Consider the following 17,460-nt stretch of genomic DNA (forward strand, 5'->3'; position numbering starts at 1 on the left):
TACTGTAAAGAATTTATAATTACACTAAGATACTGATGTTACTGTCTTTTATAATTTGATGCACATCACCATCGATAACTTCTTTCTTTTTGTCGGCATATTTTAAAAACTCTAGGTAAACAATATCTAACTGAAGTTTTGTCAATTCATAACCAATTTTTTTTGCTCTATAGGCTAAAGCAGCTCGACCACTTCTAGCTGTAAGCACAATAGCGGATTCGGTTACACCTACATCATGAGGATTCATAATTTCATAGGTTTCGCGATTTTTAATTACACCATCCTGATGAATCCCTGAGCTATGGGCAAAGGCATTTGCACCAACAATTGCTTTATTAGGTTGCACAAACATTCCCATACTTTCTGAAACCATCCGACTGGTATCATATAATAGTTTAGAATTAATATTAGTATCCAAACCTAAAGTTGGATGCTGACGTAAAATCATGACCACTTCTTCTAATGCCGTATTCCCTGCTCGCTCTCCTATTCCATTAATCGTACACTCAATTTGTCTGGCGCCATTAATTACACCCGCAATTGAATTGGCTGTTGCTAATCCTAAATCATTATGACAATGACAAGAAAGGATAGCTTTCTCTATTCCTATTACATTCTCTTTTAGATATTTTATTTTAGCACCATATTCATCCGGAAGACAATAGCCTGTGGTGTCTGGAATATTTAAAACAGTTGCTCCAGCTTTTATAGCTTCGCTACACACATAGGCCAAGAATTCGTTATCAGTTCTACCGGCATCTTCAGCATAAAACTCAACATCGTCAACAAAGGTTTTTGCATAAGATATGGCTTCGGCAGCTCGATTTATAATCTCGTCCCTAGAAGCATTAAACTTGTATTTAATATGAGAATCCGAAGTTCCTATACCAGTATGAATTCTAGGTTTTTTTGCATATTGTAGTGCTTTTGCCGCAACATCAATATCTTCTTTCACAGCTCGTGTTAGGGCACAAACTGTAGCGTTTTCTACCACTTTAGCAATAGCCTCGACTGAGTTAAAATCGCCTGGGCTTGATATTGGAAAACCCGCTTCAATAACATCAACTCCCAACTCATCTAAACGGCGAGCAATAACTAATTTTTGCGCTGTGTTTAGCTTGCATCCTGGGACTTGTTCTCCATCACGAAGCGTAGTGTCAAATATTTGTACTTTTTGATTATCCATATCAATAATTAACCTTAATTTTAAGTTCTATTTACAAATTTAAGTTTTAAAGTAGTAAAATAATCCTTTTAAATGCTTAATTTTACAGTATTAAACCAAAAAAACAATTACTTAAAACGCTTAAAAACAGCATATTAAATATACTTTTTTTACGATGGCAAACCCTTCAAAAGATAATCTATTTGTTCTCATAAATTCCCTCTCTAAATCTGAAAAAAGACAATTTAAACTCTATGTAAATCGCTTAGGTGATAACACAGATGCTAAATTTTTGCAGCTTTTTAATCTTTTAGACAAAATAAATGAATATGATGAGGAAGAAATCTTAAAAAGCAACATAGTTACTAAACTGCAATTATCGAATTTAAAGGCTCATTTGTACAAACAAATTTTAATTAGTTTGCGAATGAATCCCGTGAATCAAAATATTCGTATACAAATAAGAGAGCAATTGGATTTTGCAACAATTTTATACCATAAAGGATTGTACAAACAAAGTTTAAAAATTCTAGATAAAACCAAATTGATTGCTCTTGAGCATGATGAAAAAAATATTGCTTTTGAAATTGTAGAACTTGAAAAGGTTATAGAATCGCAATATATTACTCGAAGTATTGTCGGCCGTGCTGATGAACTTGCTATTCAAGCCAAAGAATTGAGTCAGCAAAATGTAATTGCCAGTAAACTTTCTAACTTATCCTTACAACTTTATAGTATCATGCTAAAAAGTGGTTATGCAAAAAGCAAAGAAGAAATGCAGGAAATATCAACATATTTCAACAACCAATTACCTAATTATCAAATAGAGGATTTAGGATTTAGAGAAAAATTATGGTTGTACAAAGCGCATTTATGGCATAGTTTTTTGATTCAGGATTTCTTAGCCTGTTATCGTTATTCTAATAAGTGGGTGAACTTATTTAATGAATACCAACAAATGATTTTCCTGAATCCTGTTTGGTATATTAAAGGAAATACGTATTTGCTAGAATGTTTGTACCTCATTAAACACAAATCGTATATAAAAGAAGTACTGGAAAAACTTGAAACAACAATTGCACTTGAAGCTTTTCCTAAAAACGATAACTTAACTACGTTACATTTTTTATGTTATTACAACAGTAAATTTAACTTGCACTTTTTAGAAGGCGATTTTGAAGGCGGTATGTATTTAGTAGAGGAAGTACTAAAAAATTTAAAGAAAAACGAAGATCGAATTGACGAGCATCATACTATGGTTTTTTATTATAAAATTGCCAGCATGTATTTTGGCGCAGGCAATAATAAAAAATGCATTGAATATTTAAAGAAAATAATAGACAATAAAAACCTTTCGATGCGCGAGGATTTAATGTGCTTTGCACGAGTATTGAGTCTTGTGGCGCATTATGAGGCCGGCATGGATTACCTACTTGAAGTGCAACTAAAAAGCACCTATAAATTTTTAATTAAGATGAATGATTTGCATGAAGTGCAACGCGAAATGATAAAATTTCTTAAAAACTTAGGTTCTATTTTTCCAAGTGAACTGAAATCAGAATTCAAGAAATTACACGATCGATTAATAGTTTTTGAAAATCATCCTTATGAAAAACGTGCATTTCTATATTTAGATGTCATTTCATGGCTAGAAAGTAAAATAGAAAACAAACCAGTCGCTGCAATTATTCAGGAGAAAGCTAAGAAGTTAATTCGTTAATATTAATCCTTTAAAATATGAACTACCAACTATCTCTAGAAGGTTTTTCTTTCCCCGCAAATTTTCCAATTTTATACGTTAACGAAAACATCAAGTACCGTCTTAAAACCGTGTTTTCTTCATCACGAATTGTTGTTGGCGTTATCGTTTTGGTAACACTTTGATTTTGATTGAGTATATCATAGACTTTTACTTTAGCTGACATTTTTTTATGATTAAAATTATACGCTAAGCTCGTATTCCATAAATAAAAATCTTTTTTGAAATCGTCCGAAATATTCGAATTATAGGTGTATCCAAAATCATTACCAAAAACCCAATTTTTTGGCCAATAAGAGGTGGTTTGCAAATTAATATTATGTAACACATTCGAGTTAGCGTCTATTGCTGAGTTTTCATATTTTGTCTCATTGTACGTTTGTCTATAAGAAGGAGCGATTGTTAGTATTTCTCCATAATCATAACTTAGGTAAGCCCCAGGTGTCAGTCGTGTAGATTTTGCGTGATACATAACACCATTGGTAAAGCCCTTGTCAAAGGAATAATTTCCATTGAAGCTGATGCCATAACGAAAAACGTGCGCTTCATTCTTGATGTTTTGATTCCAATTACCGCCAAGTGAAGTGGAATGAGTATCGGCTACGTTTGTATATGTTGTCGTTTTTTTTCCATTTTCATCAAAAAAGGCTGTGGCAACAATTTCCTCAACAAATAAATTGGTCTTCAAATAAAAACTATATCCTGAACGCGTCCGATAATTGTAATTTTTGTAATTAATATTCGCGGCATGCGTTTCATTGGGTTTTAAATTTGGATTCCCAATAATAGTCACTAATGGATTTGATAAATTAGCCACTGGAATTAATTGAGTTGGTGTTGGCAGCGTATTGTCATAATCATATTTGAAGCTCAGATATTTAGAGCGAGTAATTCTATATCTAAATTGAGCATTAGCATACGGAAGAATGTATTTTTGATTCAACTCCGTATCTTTATTTAAATATAAAGAGTAATTTTCGTAGTCTATAATCGCCGTACTTGAATTAATATTGAAGGTGAATTTGTTTTTTTCATAGGTCAATCCTGCTTTGGGTCTGATGGAATTTCTGCTGGAATTTGTATAATTGGATTGCAAATTATTGAGGTCATTATAAGATTGCGAAATCGCATTAAAGTCGTACGTCTTTAGGTCAGCTTCCTCGCTATTCCAATCCAAATCAACACCAATTCGAACTCGCAAGGAATCGGTTACAGGTTCAGTGTATTCTATGTCCGCTGAATTAGCAGTAAAAGTATTTGTATTTAAAATATTCTGATTTCTATCTATGTTAGGTCTATTGTTTTGAAAGAAAAGAGTTTTTGATACCGTTAATCCGTCAGAATCATTCGCAGTGTAATTATTGTTAAACACAAAACTTAAGTTGCGTAATTTTTTGGCAAAAGTTTTATTGAAATTGATTGTGTTTCCTAATGTTACGTTATCCGTTTCTTTGCTTAATTTTGTTGCGCTTTCGTTAATGGGTTCTTCTTTGTCATTTTTAGCCTTACTAGCTGATATTAAATCACTATTGGAGTGTGTTTGATTTATAGTAGGTTCAAAAACAAGCCGAGTTGTCGGGTCTATTTTATATTCTAATTCAAAATTGGCTTTGTTAACCGTATTTTCATTTTTAGTTTTAGATTCAGCATCTGTAAAATTTGTACTGGTAGGCAAAAAATTGACTTGTTTTGATTTGCTTTCATTTTCATTTGTAGTATTCTTGTAATCAAAACTTCCAACGGCATCTATATTTTTAATCCATTGGTCGGAATAGCTGATTCCCGCTAAATTAGATTGTGTGATTCCTTTTCCTGGCGGAGCCGGAGTTTCTCTTTTGCTGTTTCGTCCCCCACCCATATTGTCGAAAACATCATCCATAGAGAGCCCAGTAGCATTAATGTTATTGGAGGATGCCAGTACACTTATTTTTTGTTTGTCTTTAAAAAAATTTAAAATAAAACTACTCTCATACCGTTCATCTGATCCATAGCCTCCTAAGAATTTACCAAAAATGCCTCTGTTTTTCTTTTCGTCGATTGTAATGTTGATACTTGAAAAATCTGAGGTAGAATCTTGTTTAGATAATTCTTCTTTTTTGGTTTTAAAATCTGAAACTTGAATTTTATTTATGATTTCGGCAGGCAAATTTTTGAGCACCATTAATCCTTCTTTATCAAAAAATGCTTTTCCATTGACTAGAACTTGGTTAACTTCTTTACCATTTACCGTTATTTTCCCCTGACTGTCCAATTCAAAACCAGGTAACTCTTTTAACAAGGTTTCTACGTTAGAATCAGGCCGAACCTTGAAAGATGAAGCATTGTACTCTAAAGTGTCCTTTTTAATTTTAATTGGAATATCCTTCACGATAACTATTTCCTTTAGAGCATATTTATTATTTAATAAGTATATTTTTCCAAAATCCTTGTTTTCTTTAAGTCCAGAATGCTCCTCAACGAAAGTTTGATAACTAGTTTGATCTACTTTTAAAAATACAGGAGCTTCGTATTTTTTAGTTGTTATTTTGAAAAAACCATTTTTATCTGAAGAAGTAAATTCAATCATAGTTGAATCTTTAACATTCGAAAAATAAATAGTAGCAGATTCAATAGGTAATTGCGTATTGATGTCTAATACAGAACCACTGATAATAATCTCGTTTTGAGCATATGAATAAAAGGATAAGAGAAAAAAAAACCGGAAGAATTTTGACATAATAACTGTGAGAAATAAAACAATAAGACTCCAAAGATTTAATAAGGTTTAACAGTAATTATAATTATTGTCTATTTAACCCGTTGGGTGTAATTAAATTATTTGATTCTTAAAAATTTAGGCTCAATTTTCCCTAGTGAACTGAAATCAGAATTCAAGAAATTACACGATCGATTAATAGTTTTTGAAAATCATCCTTATGAAAAACGTGCATTTCTATATTTAGATGTCATATCATGGCTAGAAAGTAAAATAGAAAACAAACCAGTGGCTACCATTATTCAGGAAAAAGCGAAAAAGTTAATTCGTTAATGTTAATCTTTTAAAACACAAACTACCATCTTGGCATAGAAGGTTTTTCTTTGCCCGCAAATTTTTCTATTTTATAGGTTAACGAAAACATCATGTAGCGTCTCAGAACCGTGTTTTCTTCATCGCGAATGGTAGTTGGTGTAATGGTTTTGGTAACGCTTTGATTTTGATTGAGCACATCATATACTTTTACTTTAGCCGACATTTTTTTATTAAAAAAATGATACGCTAAGCTCGTATTCCATAAATAAAAATCTTTTTTAAAACCATCGGCAATATTAGAATTATAGGTATATCCAAAATCATTGCCAAAAACCCAATTTTTAGGCCAATAATTGGTGGTTTGAATATTAAATGTATGTAAAACGTTAGTTGCTGAATTGATTAAATAATTGGTATATCGAGTATCATTGTAAGTAAAAGTATACGACGGATTTATCGTCAATAACTCTCCATATTCATAGGTAAAATTGGCTCTTGGACTAATCTGTAGCGCATGAGCAACAAACATATCGCCGTTTGTAAACCCTTTAGATTTAGTTAATCCTGCGTTGCTCCCAATCTGGAATTTAAAAGTATGAGCTTCTTTTTTAAAAGTTTTGTTCCAATTTGCTCCAAACCAATATTCAAAAGTTCCTGAAACATTTTCAAAAGTAGTTGTTCGCTTTCCACTGTCATTAAAAAGAGTTGAAGACACTATCTGATTATCAAAAATTTCAGCACTAGAATATATATAATATCCAGATCGAGTAGCATAATCGTAGTCGTTAAAACTAAAATTTATGCTATGATTTTTAATCAATTCCAGATTTGAATTTCCTATAAAAGTATTCAAAGGATTCGCTATATTCTCTATAGGTAAGAGTTGTGAAGCTCTCGGGAAATTTACTGTATAATCGTACATGGCCCATATCGATTTTGATTTTCCTAATCGTATATTTCCATAAAAATTAGCATACGGAAAAATATACTTCTTAATCAATTTTGTTGTTGTTCCTAGATACAACGATTGATTGTCGAACTGAGCCACATTGGTTCCGCTTGCAAAATTTAAATTGAATTTTTTCTTCTCGATTGCAAATCCCATTTTTGGAGCAATCAATCTAATAGTAGATGAAATCGTGTTGGTTAAATTATCGTTTACAGTTGAATACTTCTGAGAAGTTTTGTCATAATCGAATGCTTTTCGAACTTCAGAATCATTAATAGTTCGTCCGTAAACATTAAAAGAAACTCGTAACGAATCTGAAATAGGTTCCAAAAAAGTTATCTCAGAAGCATATAAATCTTTGAGATTTCTGTTGTTTATGTTTTGATTTCTAACATCATTTGGCGTACCATTCTGATAAAATACCGATGTCGATTTATTTAACGAATTGGCTATTTCAGTAGAGTTATCATTGTCGAGTACAACATTTATAGAGCGCCCTTTTCTTTTAAAAGCCTTATTGAAATTGATTGAATTGGTAAAATTAGTTTTGTCATTTTCATCAAAAGTATTGGAAACATTTTCGTTCAACAATTGATTGTTTTGATCTCTTGAAGACTCTGAAGAATTTGATGCAAATTTAGTATTGGCTTTAACAAATTTTGGAGCTATAAATATTGATGCTGTTGAATCTATCTTATACTCAAAAGTAAAATTTACATTATGTCCGAAACGATCTTCGTTTGTTTTAGCATTTGATTGTGTAGTGAAATCACCCGTTGGTAATAAATTAATTTGCTTGGTTGTATTGGTGTTTTGGGCATTTGAATTGGTAAAAAAATAACTGGTATTCGAATCGAAATCTTTAAACCACTCATCCCCATAATTTACACCCACCATATTCGACCTCGTAATTCCTTTTCCGCCACCAAATCGCATGTTCCCAAAACCATACGAACCATCACTACTATAAAAATAAGAGGAGTTTCTGCCGCCACCCATATTGTCAAAAACCTCATCCATAGAGAAACCTGTAGAATTAATATTATTGGATGAAGCTAAAACACTAATCTTTCTTTCACCCTTAAAATAATTGATTAATGCACTGCTTTCGTATCGATTATCAGTGCCGTAACCCGCCATAAATTTACCAAACAACCCTTTGTTTTTATTTTCATCAATGGTTAGATTGATACTAGCATTGTTAGTACTAGCCGCTTGATTGGTCACTTCTTCTTTTCGTGTTTTGGTGTCTGATATTTGCACTTTATTGATGATGTCTGATGGTAAACTTTGCAAAGCAATTTTTCCGTCTTTATCAAAAAATGGCTTGCCGTTTACTAAAACCTGATTGACTTCTTTTCCGTTTACAGTTACTTTTCCGTCGGGTGATACTTCTACACCTGGCAATTGCTTGAGCAAAGTCTCAACATTAGAATCGGGACGAACTTTAAACGAAGAAGCATTAAACTCTAAAGTATCTTTTTTAATTCGAATGGGTGGTGCTTCACTTTTAATAACGACTTCACCCAAAGTATTCGTAATTTCTGATAATCGAATAATACCATAATCTTTATCTGAAATAATTTGGTTCTCTTCTTGCTTAAAGGTTTGGTAGCCAACATATGAAATTTTAAAAAACACAAGACTACTTATTTTCTTAGTATTTATTTTAAAAAATCCGTTTTTATCCGTAATCGTATAATCGATTACCGTAGAGTCTTTTACAGTTGTAAGATAAACAGTAGCAGCTTCTAGAGGAACTTGAGTGTTTTTATCTAGAATTTTACCTTTTATAACAACACTATTTTGGGAAAATACCGAAAAACTAAAAAATAAAATGACTAATAGAAAGTACCGTTTTTTCATAAAAAAATTTCGTTGTTACTATAAAAATAATAACAACGAAATAAGTGATTTAGTATATAACTAAAAAATTTCTTACTAAAACTTTAACAATTTTATTTTTCCCTGATGTAAATATCAATCGGAACTCCTGAGAAATCCCAATTTTCTCTGATTTTATTTTCTAAGAAACGTTTGTAAGCTTCCTTCACATATTGAGGTAAATTAGCAAAAAACACAAACTGCGGTGTAGCTGTTGGCAATTGCATACAATATTTAATTTTTACATATTTCCCTTTTAAGGCTGGTGGCGGATACCCTTCGATTACTTTTAACATATAATCGTTGAATTTTGAAGTAGGTATTCTTTGTTTTCTGTTTTCAAAAACCTGAACGGTAGCTTCTAAAGCTTTTAACAACCGTTGTTTGGTTATAGCCGAAACAAAAAGAATAGGCACATCGGTAAACGGCATTAATTCTTTTCTGATCTTTTCTTCATAATCACGAGTTGACATAGTATCTTTTTCGACCAAATCCCATTTGTTTACCAAAATAACAACTCCCTTTCTGTTTTTTTCCGCTAGCCAAAATATACTTTGATCTTGTCCTTCAAAACCACGAGTGGCATCAATAATCAAAATACAAATATCGGCATGCTCAATGGCACGAACCGAACGCATTACAGAATAAAATTCTAAATCTTCTTTTACTTTTGCTTTACGACGAATTCCCGCTGTATCTACCAAGTTAAATTCAAAACCAAAACGGTCAAACTTGGTATCAATTGCATCACGAGTGGTCCCTGCAATATCAGTTACCATGAAACGTTCTTTACCAATTAATGCATTTATAAAACTCGATTTCCCTGCATTAGGGCGCCCTACAACAGCAAAACGCGGCAAAACAATTTCTTCTTGTGTGGGTTCAGGCAATGTCGGGAAAGCTTCTATTAAAGCATCTAACAAATCTCCTGTTCCGCTTCCTGAAATACTAGCAAAGGTATAATATTCGCCCAATCCTAAATTATAAAACTCGACTGCGTCTTTTTCACGTATGGCATTATCGACTTTATTTACAGCTAATAAAACGGGTTTGGTTACTTTACGTAATAATTTGGCAACCGCATCATCCATTGGCGTAATGCCTTCTTCTACATCAACTACAAAAATAATCACATCGGCTTCATCAATAGCCAATTCTACTTGTTTGCGAATTTCTCCTTCAAAAACATCATCAGAACCGCGCACATATCCGCCAGTATCAATTACTGAAAATTCCTTTCCGTTCCATTCACTTTTACCGTAGTTTCTATCACGAGTAACTCCAGAAACCGCATCAACAATTGCTTCTCTTCTTTGAATTAATCGATTAAAAAGTGTTGATTTCCCTACATTTGGTCTTCCTACAATGGCAACAATATTACTCATACTCTTTTTCTAACTATTTATTTTGTCCGTTTAAATGTTACACAGCAACGGGTTGCAAAGGTAGTGTTTAATAGTATATTATCCATAATTTTACTACATTAGCTAAATGGCAAATTATTTATTCATTACAATGTAGATACTATGGATACCAATACCACTATTCGGCTTCGGTTGCGTTTTTACAAAGACGTAGAAAAAAACATTGAAGATGTTCATGAAATTTTTGAAAAATCCATAAAAAGTAATGAAGGAAATTTTTTGATTAAAGTATATGAAAATCACATTTGGTTTTATGTTGTAGAGTCTAAGAAACGCATTTGGTCTCCCCATTTGCACCTCGAATTAGTTCCAAAATCAGAAAAAACTACGCATATTAGAGGCTTATTTGGCCCAGACCAAACCCTTTGGACTTTTTTTATGTTTCTTCATTTTATTATTGCAGGAACATTTGTGCTTTTCGGAATGTTTGCCTATTCTAATTTCTCGCTAAAACAATCCTACACTACTGATATTATGGTCATGGCAGCAATGGTTATTATCTGGTTTGTTCTTTATTATATTGCTAAAGAATTGCGTAAAAAAGGAAATGACCAAATGAATGAAATGGAAAATTTGTTTTTGAAGATTATAAAATAACTTCCGTAAAAAATTACTTTTTAATTATTTTTCTGGTCATAAATCCATTATCATAATAAACCGTAATAAAATAAATCCCATTAGAATAGGAACTCAAATCCATTTTAAAAGTATCTGAATTAACAAGACTATTTTGAACTAAAGAGCCAAAAGTATTATAAACTTTAATACTTTCTATAGATTTTACGCTCTGAATAAATAAAGCATTTGTTACTGGATTAGGATAAAGTTTTATCGAAGAAGAATTCTGAAATGATTTATTTGATAAAATTACATTCGATGAAGACTGCCAATTTGAAGCTACATTATTATCCAGAGCAGTATCCACTAATTGAAGATAACTACCCAAACCATCGGCTTCAACTGGCCAAGGTGTCGTGTCAAAATATTCAACAGCATCAATAACATTTCCGTAAGAATCAGCTAAAACAATATTTTGCGAAGTATTTGATAAATTTCTGCTGTATTGCCCAAAGGCTGAAAAGCCATATTTTCTTTGAAAAGTATTCAAATTACCTGACAAATAGATGGTTTCGTTTGTGTCAATAGTAGAATTAAAAGGAAATTGATAACTAGTGCCCAATTGTTTTAAGTAAACACCCGAAAGGTTTATGGTCTCTGTTCCCGTATTCTTAATAGCAATAAATTCTAAATCACTACTTATCGGAAACTCAACCGAAGTCATCGGGTTGTAATTTAATTTGGTAATTACTAAAGGAGGCACTTCAACATTTGAACAATTTGCATAAGGACCAATATTATTAGTTATCCAAGTAATTCGTTCCGCTAAAAAAGCCTTTATTTTGACAACATCTATAGCATGATTTTCTAATGTCCCCCATCTTTCATTTTCTCTAGGTATTGCCTCACTAATATAAGACAAAGTATTGTCTATAAATGAACTTAAAACATCCAAATTAAATGGTTTTGATGGTTGTATCAATTCATTCCATCGCCTTGAAAAATAACATGGAAAAGTTCTGTTATCAAATAATCCAGCCCAAAACCAAGGCCCTGTTTTATTGGCGTTACTAAATTGCCATTGATCTACATCACTGCTATTAGTAAATGTACTGCCGAAGGTAAGATTTAAATCCCAAATTGGGCCAGCTCTAAGTTTACCTCCTCTATCCTTGTGAAAAAAAGTACTGTATTGATAGGCATCAGCATTTGAAGTCAACTCGTTTACCAACATAAAATCCACAAAAGAAGGCACGTCAATTATGGTCTGAAAGCCATTCTCTAAATCATACTTATATAAATTATCCCCAAACCTTTCAAATTCACCTTTTATATACTCTGTTTGCTCAACAGTTGCATTTTCAGGCTTAGGCAATACATGAATGAAATTAGTTTCTTCTATAATCCAAGTTGGTGACGCTCCAATATTAGCTCTATCAGATTTAGTAATATAACCACCCGTTAAGTTAATAGAAGTATTATCAGTCTTTTCAATCTTAGAGACATTGACTCTATTCTCATTTGCTTTTATTTTTTCTTGAAGCACATAAAGCCCTTTATAATCTCCATTTAAAATAACTTCACAATACTCAGTCCTGCTGGCATAATTACCTAACTTTCTCGACATGTCGTATGAAAGAACATCACGAATTAATGAAGGATCGAAAGCCAAGGAATTTAACACCCAATCATTTTCTGAAGGCATCCCCAAAATGCTTACATTATTATTAGATACATTATCCACTTTTAAAGTGGTAAAACCATAAGGTTTTTTGGGTAACTCCTGCGAGGAAGAACCGCGTAAGTCTATTTTTATTCTACCATTATAATTTAAAAACGGAGTTGTATTTTCATCCGTTAGATAGTTTCTACTCCCATCTGGTCTTTTAATGATTTTCATTGTAGCCAATGTTTTCGGGTCAGAAGTTATTGCAAAAGGCTCATTTGTAATCGGATCGACGTCAACATTAATGATAATAATTGGTAAGTTACTATCTGTTAATTGAACTTGTGAAAAACTTTTTGTTTGTAAAAAAACTAAAAATATAATAGAAACTATTGAAAATTTGTTTGGGTGATTTTTTAACATAAACTTTATAATTTTAAACAAACTTAATAAAAAACTCATTGAATTTGTTAAATAGTAATAATTTTTTCAAAGTTCTTTACTTTAAAATAATAAAGTCATCGGATTAATCATGATAAATAAAGTGTTTACTGATTATATCCAAACCGTTTCAACATATTAGCGTTACTTCGCCAGTTTTTGTTGACTTTTACGTACAATTCGATGCGGATTTGTATTCCGAAAAACTTCCCTGCTCGTGCTATTTTCTAGCTCGTACCCACAAACAATATTTCTATAAGTTGTATTTAAATGATGTGTAACTTTTGATAGCTCTGATAAAATTAGACCTATCATCCCAATTTTGGGTCGATTAGCGCCACCCATGATTGCATTAATCCCAAATATACTATTTTTTCACAAATCATGAAATGAGTCTTTTAGTTGTGCTATGTTTTTTTTAATTACTATGAAGTGTCAAACTTCCAAAATAAAAACTGCCAATGCTAGACCCACCAATATAGGAATAATAATACTTGTTGGTTAGGTTTGTAGCTCCAATTTTAAAATTGAGATTACTTGCTACATCTACATTCACTTGCGCATCTAATGTCGTGTAGCTCGGCACTGTACCTGTTGCCAGAGCCGATTGCCACAAAAAGGAGTTTTGGTGTCGTAAAGTAACATTAAAACCAAGACTTTTGTAGACTTTTGGGTTGCCAATCGAAATGGTATAGGACCATTCCGGAGTATTAAAGCCGTCTTCTAAACCGTCGTTTTGGTCTTTTCTATCCAATTTTGAATAGGTTACATTGCCACTGATTTTATATTGTCTTGGCAACTCATAACTCATTCCTAATGAGGAACCGTAATTGTAGCTTATAGTTTTAGAGTTAGTCCACAATCTATATCGGTCTTGATTGCTTGAATTTTGTAAATTCGTTGCTACATCCAAACCATTATCCTTAGGCACATTGGCGTCTATTTGTGCCATTAAATTTTTATATTGGTTGTAGTAAAAGTCAATGTCAAGGGCTAGTTTCTTGTGCAACAATTCGGTTCTATAACCCATTTCAAAACTGGTCACTTCTTCAGGTTGTAGATAGGTATAGGTGTTTTTTTGCAATAGCGTTTGATTTTTTAAAATAGCATTTGATAACGTCAATCCGTTTTTATTCACATCGTTTTGTACAGCACTCTGAAACGAGCTAATCGAACTTTGGGTGTAGCTATTTTCAAAAATACCACTAGACATAATAGGCAACCCCCCAATGCGTTTTCTACCTCCACTGTTAATAGTAGAAAAGGCTTCAAAAACACTCGGAAAACGATACCCGTTTTGTATGGAGGCTCTTATGTTATGCTGTGGAGTTGGCGAATACACAAGGGCAATTCTGGGGTTGACTTTTGGCTCGTAATATTGGTTTTTATCAACTCTGACAACGGCAATAATTTTTAGTTTATTGTCCCAAAATAGTTTGGTTGTTTGTACAAAACCTCCAGTTTTCCAGTAATTTATATTTTTACTTGCATCGGTGGGATTGACGAAATAATTGCCGTCGGGTACGATGCTGTAATCGCGATAATCAAAACCATACATCAATTTTAGTTTGTGTTTTTCTCCAAAAGATTTTAACAATGTAGTAGTTAAGTCGTGCTGAAATTCGGAATGATAGAGTTTGGCTTTTACCTTCAAAGCAGCTCCAATATCCCAATTATTGATTTGGCTTAATTCGCTTATTTTAGCTTTGAAAGCATCTGTATTAGGTTGCCATCTGCCTTCGTCTGCAACATTTCTTGCATCCTTCATTGCCTCGATTAGAGTTTCCCCGTTGGCAGTGCTAGTGTTAAATTGTTTGGTGAAATCGGCAAACCAAACAGCATCGGTTTTAAAACTACGGTCTATGTTTTCTGCCATTGAACGTAAGTTATAGGAGTTACCAGTGTTTTCCGTAGTCAAATAGGTTTTAATCTGTATGCTGTTGGATTTAAAATTCAAAACGTGCTGTTGGATGATGTAGTCATCAAAACGAAATCGATTGGTGCGTTGGTAGATATTATTTTGATTTGTCATCTTGTAAGTATAGCTTATTTCGCATTTTCGGGTCAGCCTATAAAATAATGCGATATCGGCTTTGAAATTTTTTAAACCATAATCGGTTACATCCATTTCGGTATAACCCGTTCGGCCTACCACATATTGCTTCCCTGCTAGAGTAAGTGTTTTTCGGTTGCCTTGCTCATCGCCGTATGTATTTACAAGGTCACTACCTGGGTTATCTTCACCTAATAAATTGGTAGTGGAATTCGCATTTGAGTTCAAATCAGTTTGATTATCAGCATACCAATCGGTTGCTTTGACAAAGGTTCCGCTCGTCTTAAAAGCCCATTTTTGATTAAAAGCCTTGGCGATTCTCCAGTTTGTTTCACTAAAAAAAGTGGGTTCAGAATTGGGACTATTATAATTATTGAATCCTGATTTTTGATTGATAGTGATGCCTTGATAATCAAAAGGATCTTTGGTAATAAAATTGGCAATACCATTAATCGCGTTCATCCCATAAATAGCCGAGGAAGAACCTGGAATAATTTCGACCTTGAAAATATCTAAATCATTTGGCCCCATCGAATTACCAATTGGAGCGCCAATATGTGGTGCCTGATTGTCAATGCCGTCTACCATTTGAACGAAACGCACATTAGTAGTATTGGCAAAACCTCTTGCATTGATAACCTTGAAACCTAAACTAGGGGTAAGCACTTGAATTCCCTTGAGATGCTGTATAGCATCAAAAAAACTAGGCTGGGCAGACTGTTTTATGGTTTGCAAATCCAACTTTTCTATACTTACTGGAGCTTGAAGCAAATATTCTTTTTGCTTATTGGCAGAAACGATAACTTCTTGTAAATCCTGAGAGTTGGTCGAGTCTATTTTAGTTTTTTGCTGTTGAGCAAAAAGGGTTAGACTCCCAAAACAAAATATTAGAGAAGTAAAATTTAATTTCAAATCGCTATTCTTTTTAAAGTATAACGCAAATATAACAATAGAGCACTAGTTCTAAATAAAGTATTTTTTATAAATCAAGAAATGGGTTTTTAAAGTAGCATTAATTTCACCCAAGAGTTTAAAATCCAATCTAACGTAAAAACATAAAACTAGGCCATCATCTTCAAAAGCAGGGTACACAAAACAATACAAGCTTCCAAGAGTTAATTAAGTTAACATATAAATTAATTGTATAGCAACTATATAGTAACTTTATGGTAAGTATATAGCATATTTATAAGTAAGTAAAAATATATATAGGCTTTGAAATTCTAAAATAAGAAAGAAAACAAACCAAAAATAGATTTATGTTTACTTTTTTAACAAAATGCTCCCACTAGCGAGAGCTTGCAACCAATACAAAAAATACAATCCACAAAAAAAGCCCAATTCAGGGCTCATCACAATGCAAAATACAATCTTACTTGCTCAAATACATTTTATTTTCGGGGTTCAGCACATCAAACTGGCTCTCATACTGTAAAAATAGCTGAGCTAAGCATTCGTTCGACTACCCTTATCCTTATCGGGATGCATCTAGTCGCCAATACTATCTTTTATTTATAAATGTGCTTCAGTTCCAGTATCACAATCTATGTAGGGAGACATCTAAAAGGTATCTGTTCAAAAGATTCGTAATGCTCCACAAACACACTATAACGCAAATCAACCCAAAAAAACCTATTGATTGTACCCAAAACGCTTCAACATATTAGCATTGCTTCGCCAATTTTTATTGACTTTAACGTACAATTCGATATGTATTTGTTTGCCAAAAAACTTTTCTAAATCAGCTCGGGATTCTATTCCTACTTTCTTTAAAGCGGCGCCTTTATGACCTATAATGATTCCTTTTTGCGTGTCGCGTTCCACCATAATAAGCGAACGGATTCGGATAATTGTTTCGTCTTCAAAGAATTCTTCCGTAACAATTTCAACTGCATAAGGAATTTCTTTACTGTAATTCAATAAGATTTTCTCCCGAATGGTTTCATTAACAAAAAAACGTTCTGGTTTATCCGTCAGCTGATCTTTAGGATAATACGCTGGAGATTCTGGTAACAAAGCAAGAATTCTTGCAAAAACTTCTGGTACATTAAAATTCTTTAAAGCCGATATTGGAAAAATTTCTGCATTGGGAACTTTCTCTGTCCAAAAAGCCACTTGCTCTTCTAACTGCTCTTGATTGGAATTATCAATCTTATTTAAAAGTAATAAAACCGGTATTTTAGCGTGAATGATTTTATTAAAGAAAGCTTCATCTTTCAACTCTTGCTCTCCAATTTCAACCATGTAAATTAAAATATCTGCATCTTCAAAAGCCGACTTTACAAAATTCATCATTGAAGCTTGCATTTCATAAGCGGGCTTAATGATTCCAGGTGTATCCGATAGTATCAATTGAAAATCTTCACCGTTCACAATTCCTAAAATCCTATGACGTGTCGTTTGTGCTTTAGAAGTTATAATAGACAATCTTTCGCCTACAAAGGCATTCATAAGTGTTGATTTCCCTACGTTTGGATTTCCTATGATATTAACAAAACCTGCTTTGTGTGACATATATTCGTATTTCAGTTCAATTCTATTTCTCCCGCTT

At 32.8% G+C, this 17,460-nt stretch carries 9 protein-coding genes and 2 pseudogenes; 3 read left to right on the top strand and 8 right to left on the bottom strand.

Annotation, left to right across the window (positions count from 1 at the left end):
- Positions 1-19: 19 nt before the first annotated feature.
- Positions 20-1,186, bottom strand: a complete 1,167-nt coding sequence (locus F6464_RS04525; RefSeq protein ID WP_151106620.1) for a 2-isopropylmalate synthase — start codon at positions 1,184-1,186, stop codon at positions 20-22.
- A gap of 154 nt (positions 1,187-1,340) precedes the next feature.
- Between F6464_RS04525 and F6464_RS04530 the strand changes: the two genes are divergently transcribed.
- Positions 1,341-2,885: a hypothetical protein gene (locus F6464_RS04530; RefSeq protein ID WP_151106621.1), complete on the top strand. Its 1,545-nt coding sequence runs from the start codon at positions 1,341-1,343 to the stop codon at positions 2,883-2,885.
- Between the two features lie 22 nt (positions 2,886-2,907).
- Here the strand turns inward: F6464_RS04530 and F6464_RS04535 are convergent, their stop codons facing one another.
- Positions 2,908-5,640, bottom strand: a complete 2,733-nt coding sequence (locus F6464_RS04535; RefSeq protein WP_151106622.1) for an outer membrane beta-barrel protein — start codon at positions 5,638-5,640, stop codon at positions 2,908-2,910.
- Positions 5,641-5,748: 108 nt separating this feature from the next.
- Here F6464_RS04535 and F6464_RS04540 point away from each other — a divergent pair.
- Positions 5,749-5,952, top strand: a pseudogene (locus F6464_RS04540) (hypothetical protein); the annotation flags it as partial.
- A 22-nt stretch (positions 5,953-5,974) separates the two neighbouring features.
- Here F6464_RS04540 and F6464_RS04545 read toward each other — a convergent pair.
- Both F6464_RS04545 and der read right to left on the bottom strand, forming a co-directional pair.
- Positions 5,975-8,749 carry an outer membrane beta-barrel protein gene (locus F6464_RS04545; protein WP_151106623.1) on the bottom strand — a complete coding sequence of 925 codons (2,775 nt, stop codon included), beginning with the start codon at positions 8,747-8,749 and terminating at the stop codon, positions 5,975-5,977.
- A 92-nt stretch (positions 8,750-8,841) separates the two neighbouring features.
- Positions 8,842-10,152 carry a ribosome biogenesis GTPase Der gene (gene der / locus F6464_RS04550; RefSeq protein ID WP_151106624.1) on the bottom strand — a complete coding sequence of 437 codons (1,311 nt, stop codon included), beginning with the start codon at positions 10,150-10,152 and terminating at the stop codon, positions 8,842-8,844.
- 141 nt (positions 10,153-10,293) lie between these two features.
- Here der and F6464_RS04555 point away from each other — a divergent pair, with 141 nt between their 5' ends.
- Positions 10,294-10,788 carry a hypothetical protein gene (locus F6464_RS04555; protein WP_151106625.1) on the top strand — a complete coding sequence of 165 codons (495 nt, stop codon included), beginning with the start codon at positions 10,294-10,296 and terminating at the stop codon, positions 10,786-10,788.
- 13 nt (positions 10,789-10,801) lie between these two features.
- Here the strand turns inward: F6464_RS04555 and F6464_RS04560 are convergent, their stop codons facing one another.
- The 4 genes and pseudogenes from F6464_RS04560 to era all read right to left on the bottom strand — a co-directional run bounded on the left by F6464_RS04560 (position 10,802) and on the right by era (position 17,423).
- Entirely contained in the window at positions 10,802-12,838 is a 2,037-nt protein-coding gene (locus F6464_RS04560; RefSeq protein ID WP_191963322.1) for a CotH kinase family protein, read from the bottom strand.
- A gap of 125 nt (positions 12,839-12,963) precedes the next feature.
- Positions 12,964-13,065 (bottom strand): annotated as a pseudogene (locus tag F6464_RS14630) (GTPase Era); the annotation flags it as partial.
- A gap of 209 nt (positions 13,066-13,274) precedes the next feature.
- Complete coding sequence (locus F6464_RS04570) at positions 13,275-15,821, bottom strand: TonB-dependent receptor (protein ID WP_151106627.1); 2,547 nt, start codon at positions 15,819-15,821, stop codon at positions 13,275-13,277.
- A gap of 720 nt (positions 15,822-16,541) precedes the next feature.
- Positions 16,542-17,423 carry a GTPase Era gene (gene era, locus F6464_RS04575; RefSeq protein WP_151106628.1) on the bottom strand — a complete coding sequence of 294 codons (882 nt, stop codon included), beginning with the start codon at positions 17,421-17,423 and terminating at the stop codon, positions 16,542-16,544.
- Between the last annotated feature and the right edge of the window lie 37 nt (positions 17,424-17,460).

Origin of the sequence: Flavobacterium luteum, from assembly GCF_008806775.1 — a bacterium.
GTDB lineage: Bacteria > Bacteroidota > Bacteroidia > Flavobacteriales > Flavobacteriaceae > Flavobacterium > Flavobacterium luteum.